This is a genomic window from Bradyrhizobium sp., from assembly GCF_017881085.1.
GTDB lineage: Bacteria > Pseudomonadota > Alphaproteobacteria > Rhizobiales > Xanthobacteraceae > Bradyrhizobium.
The window spans coordinates 1-4,526 of sequence record NZ_JADGRI010000382.1 but is presented as its reverse complement, the minus strand read 5'-3'; the positions used below and the strand labels follow the sequence as shown (position 1 = coordinate 4,526).

Annotated in this window: 6 protein-coding genes; 3 read left to right on the top strand and 3 right to left on the bottom strand. The window is 63.1% G+C overall.

Features of this window, described 5'->3' with window-relative positions; translation table 11 throughout:
- Positions 1-296: SLBB domain-containing protein (locus QZ213_RS25010; protein ID WP_291688750.1), on the top strand; the 296-nt coding region annotated here is incomplete at its 5' end.
- 110 nt (positions 297-406) lie between these two features.
- On the opposite strand, the gene QZ213_RS25005 is transcribed toward QZ213_RS25010, so the two are convergent.
- The 3 genes from QZ213_RS25005 to QZ213_RS24995 form a co-directional block, all read right to left on the bottom strand.
- Complete coding sequence (locus QZ213_RS25005) at positions 407-1,081, bottom strand: dienelactone hydrolase family protein (protein ID WP_291688749.1); 675 nt, start codon at positions 1,079-1,081, stop codon at positions 407-409.
- Between the two features lie 70 nt (positions 1,082-1,151).
- Entirely contained in the window at positions 1,152-1,505 is a 354-nt protein-coding gene (locus QZ213_RS25000) for a hypothetical protein (protein ID WP_291688748.1), read from the bottom strand.
- Positions 1,502-2,296, bottom strand: coding sequence for an alpha/beta fold hydrolase (locus tag QZ213_RS24995; RefSeq protein ID WP_291688747.1), 795 nt, complete (start codon positions 2,294-2,296; stop codon positions 1,502-1,504). The genes QZ213_RS25000 and QZ213_RS24995 overlap by 4 nt, the downstream gene beginning before the upstream one ends.
- A gap of 338 nt (positions 2,297-2,634) precedes the next feature.
- Between QZ213_RS24995 and QZ213_RS24990 the strand changes: the two genes are divergently transcribed.
- Positions 2,635-3,126, top strand: coding sequence for a (2Fe-2S)-binding protein (locus tag QZ213_RS24990; protein ID WP_291688746.1), 492 nt, complete (start codon positions 2,635-2,637; stop codon positions 3,124-3,126).
- Positions 3,123-4,526: molybdopterin cofactor-binding domain-containing protein (locus tag QZ213_RS24985; protein ID WP_291688745.1), on the top strand; the 1,404-nt coding region annotated here is incomplete at its 3' end. The genes QZ213_RS24990 and QZ213_RS24985, both read left to right, overlap by 4 nt.

Sequence of the window (4,526 nt, the reverse complement as noted above, 5' to 3'; positions counted from 1 at the left end):
TCGCCGCCAAACTGCGCAACGGCTATATCCGCGATCCCTCGGTGGCGGTGGAGATCGAATCCTACCGGCCGTTCTTCATCCTCGGCGAAGTCGCGGCCCCCGGCCAATATCCTTACGTCCCCAATATGAGCGTCGAGAGCGCGGTGGCGATCGCCGGCGGCTTTTCACCGCGCGCGCGGCGCGACACCGTCACGCTGACCCATACCGACGGTTCGGGCTCGATGCGCGTGGTCGTGCCGCTCGGCACCGCGGTTAGCCCGGGCGATACCGTTCTCGTCGGCGAACGCTGGTTCTGACGAAGTACTTCGTCATTCCGGGGCGATGCGTAGCATCGAACGCGGAATCTCGAGATTCCGGGTCTGGTCCTTCGGACCATCCCGGAATGACGGCGGTGGGTCGTCGCGCCCTATTTCTTCAAATGCTTGGCGAAGAATTCCATGCTGCGCGGCCAGGCGATATCGGCGCTGGCCTTGTCGTAGCTCGCCCGCTCGTCGCAGTGGAAGCCGTGCTGGGCGCCCGGATAGACGTAGACCTCGACATCGGGTCTTTTCGCCTTGATGGTCTCGACATCGCTGAGCGGAATGCCGGCGTCCTTCTCGCCAAAATGAAGCTGGGTCGGCACTTCAGGCTTGTCGTCGGCGAAGCGTACGACCGCGCCGCCGTAATAGCCGATCGCGGCCTTGAGCCCTGACAGCTTTGTCGCCGCAGCATAGGCAATGCTGCCGCCGAGGCAAAAGCCGATGATGCCGACCGGGCCGACATTCTTGACGGCGTCAATGGCGGCCTGGGTATCGCGCAGCATCGCCTCCCAATCGGGATTGGCGACGAATTTGCGCGCGATCGCGATCTCGTCGGGCGAATAGCCGGACGTGAAATTGAGCTCGACGCGGTCGAAGATGGCAGGCGCGATGGCGACATAGCCTTCACCGGCGAGCCGATCGCATACCGCGCGAATGTGGTGATTGACGCCGAAGATTTCCTGGATCACCACCACCGCGCCCTTGGGCGCGGCCGTTGGGTCGGCGCGATAGGCCCCCAGCTGAAAATTATCCGAAGCCTTCAGTTTGAGATCTCTTCCCACGGTCGTCCATTCATTTGCTTGAGGGTTTTGTTGGAGAATGTCTGGGAGGAGTCGGGGCCAGGCCTGCCGGTTATTGCCACATCCAATTGTGGCCCCAGTCGGCCTTCCAGCCGGTCAGTCTGCCCTTGCGGAATTGCAGAAAAAGTCGGTCGTGGTGGTTGAGCAGTCCGCTGCCGCCGATGTTGCGGGTGGCAAGATAGATCTCGCCGCCCGCTCGTCCGCTGACATAGCTGAGCGGTTCGCCCAACGCCCACGAGGCATTTGCCACATCCATCCCGAACACCAGCGGCGTAGTGTTTGACAGGGTCGCGGTGAAGGGAGCGCGCGGGGGAGAACCGGGCGCCATTTGTTGCGCGCGAGCAGGCCCGACTTGCGCGGCGGAGGCCGCGATCAGCAACAACGCAGTGGACGCAAAGCTTTTCATGACTGAACCAGGATCTCTTTGGGGACGCTGCGCGGCAGGCTATCGAGGAACGGCAACACCGCGTCGATGAACGCCTGCGGCTGGTCGATGTTGACGGCGTGGCCGGCCGCCGGGATGACGACCTTCGTCGCGCCGGGAATCTTGGCAGCCATGTAATCGGCAGCGGCGAGAAACGGCGTGTCATCGGCGCCGACCACCACCAGCGACGGCACCCTGATGCCGGGCAGCGATTCGATCACGCGGGCGTCGCGCTGGGTCAGCATGCCGCGCGCGGCGCGCGCCAGGCCCGAGGCATCGCGATGGCTGACCGTGGAACGTTCGCGGCTGCCGGACCTCAGTACCGCCAATCCCTCACGATCGAAGCGATCGCCGGTTTCAAGCGCGCGCTTGTTCCAGGCCTCGCGCGCCTCGTCTTTCTTGAAGCCCGGCCCGGTATCGATGATCAAAAGCGCCCGCACGCGATCCGGATGCGCGCGATGGAAGGCAAGCGACATATAGCCTCCCAGGGAAAGTCCGCCGACGATGGCGGTCTCGGCGCCGACCGCGTCGAGCAGCGCCGCCATGTCGGCAACCGTCAGCGCTTCGCTATAGGTTGCGGGATCGTCGGGGTAGTCGGACTTGCCGTGGCCGCGCATGTCCCACAAGACGAGCTTGTGATGTCGCGACAGCGCCTCGATCTGGCCCTTCCACATCGCCGATGTCGAGGAGTAGCCGTGGGTCAGTAGCAGCGCAGGCCCACTGCCATGGACCTCATAATGTATCTTGACCCCGTCCCGATCCATTTTCGGCATGACGACTTTCCCGGCGGATTCCCGAAAGCGTTTTGTCGCATGTTATTCTAGCGCGATCCAACGCCCGAGGGGAATTGCCCAAAGGCAAAGCAGCGATCCATGCTTGCTCGTGGCGTGGGCACCAAATTCCTGTCCACTTTATGGCGAAGTCGTTGCCGCAGCGCACAACGTGCATTTCGCGATTTTTTCTCTTCGCCCCATTCCAAATTGGATTGCTTCCGGATTGGAACACGATCATTCTCGCGTACAAGGTCGGCATCATCCCGGTGGGTGTCAGGCCATTCGACAAAGTGAGTAGCCGCCGTAAGCGGCATCATGCACCGGCAGGGGAAGAAACCATGCCTAATCTCAACATCAATGGACGGAATATGTCCGTCGAGGCGGCACCCGACACGCCGCTGCTCTGGGCCATCCGCGAGCAACTGCAGATGACCGGTACCAAGTTCGGCTGCGGCGCCGGGCTGTGCGGCGCCTGCACGGTTCACGTCAATGGCGAAGCGGTGCGGTCGTGCCAGACTGCGATCTCCGACGTCGCCGGCAAGAAGATCACCACCATCGAGGGCCTCAGCGCCAAGGGCGATCATCCCCTGCAGAAGGCATGGATCGCCGAGCAGGTCCCGCAATGCGGCTACTGCCAGTCCGGGCAGATCATGCAGGCCGCCTCGCTGCTTGCCAAGAACGCCAACCCGACCAAGGAAGAAGTCGTGGCGCATATGGACGGCAACCTCTGCCGTTGCATGACCTATTCGCGCATTCAGAAGGCGATCATGCGGGCTGCTTCCGAAATGCGCACTGCCTCCAACGCCGGCACCGAGCGGAGGGCAACATGAATACGCACGTGAAAATCACCCAGGGTGAGCCGGCCGATCTGAGCCGCCGTTCGTTCCTCGTCGGTACCGCCGCCGCGGGCCTTGCGCTTGGCTATTCCGGCGTTCCCGGCCTGCTCGGCGCCGACCAGGCGCTCGCCGCACCTTCCAATTTCGATCCCAGCGTCTGGTATTCGATCGCGCCGGACGGGATCGTCACGGTCACCTGCGGCAAGGCCGATATGGGCCAGCACATCGCTTCCACCATGGCGCAGATCATCTGCGAAGAGCTCGGCGCCAACTGGAAGGATATGCGGGTTCAACTCGCTTCCAACGATCCGAAGTTCAACGATCCCGTGCTCGGCGCGCAGATTACCGGCGGCAGCTGGAGCACCATGATGAACTTCGATGCGATGAGCCGCGCGGGTGCCGCAGGGCGCCTGGCGTTGGTCGACGCCGCGGTCGCCGCGATGGGCGTGCCGCCCTACTACAAGGACGAGATGGTCGTCAGGGACTCCGCGGTTTCGCATCCGAAATCGAAGAAGTCGATGACGTTCGCCGAGATCGTCAAGAGCGGCAAGATCACCAAGACCTTTACGCCCGATGAACTCAAGGCGATCAAGCTCAAGACGCCCGACCAGTACACCATGATCGGCGTTTCGGTGCCGCAGCTGGATATTCCTTCCAAGACCAACGGCACGGCGAAATACGGCATCGACACCATGCTGCCGGGCATGGTGTACGGCAAGCTCGTCACGCCGCCGGTGCGCTATGGCGCTACTGTCAAATCGGTCGACGACAGCGAAGCCAAGAAGGTGCCGGGCTTCATCCAGGCCGTCATCCTCGACGACAAGACCGCGACCACGACGGGCTGGGTGGTGGCGGTGGCCAATACCTATGCCAACGCCCGCAAGGCGGCGGATGCGCTGAAGATCAGCTATGACGGCGGGCCCAACGCCAAGCTGTCGAGCGAGTCGCTGCTCACTGAAGCCAAACGGCTGCAGGCGCTCGATGATTCCGGCCTGTTCTTCGTCAAGGACGGCGACACCGCGGCGGCGTTCGGCACGGCGGCGAAGGTGATGGAGGCGGAATACACCACCAACATCAACATCCATGCGCCGATGGAGCCGATGAACGCCACGGCGGAGCTCAAGGGCGATATCTGGCATATCTATTCCGGCAACCAGTTCGCGACGCGCTCCGGCGCGATCGCGGCCGGTGCCGCCGGGGTCGATCCCAAATTCGTCGTGATGCACCAGACGTGGCTGGGCGGCGGCTTCGGCCGGCGTCTCGACGCCGACATGATGGTGCCGGCGGTGCAGGCCGCCAAGGCCGTCGGCAAGCCGGTCAAGGTCATCTACAGCCGCGAAAACGACATGACCATGGACTTCTCGCGTCCGCTGACGTTCCAGAAGGTCAAGGCG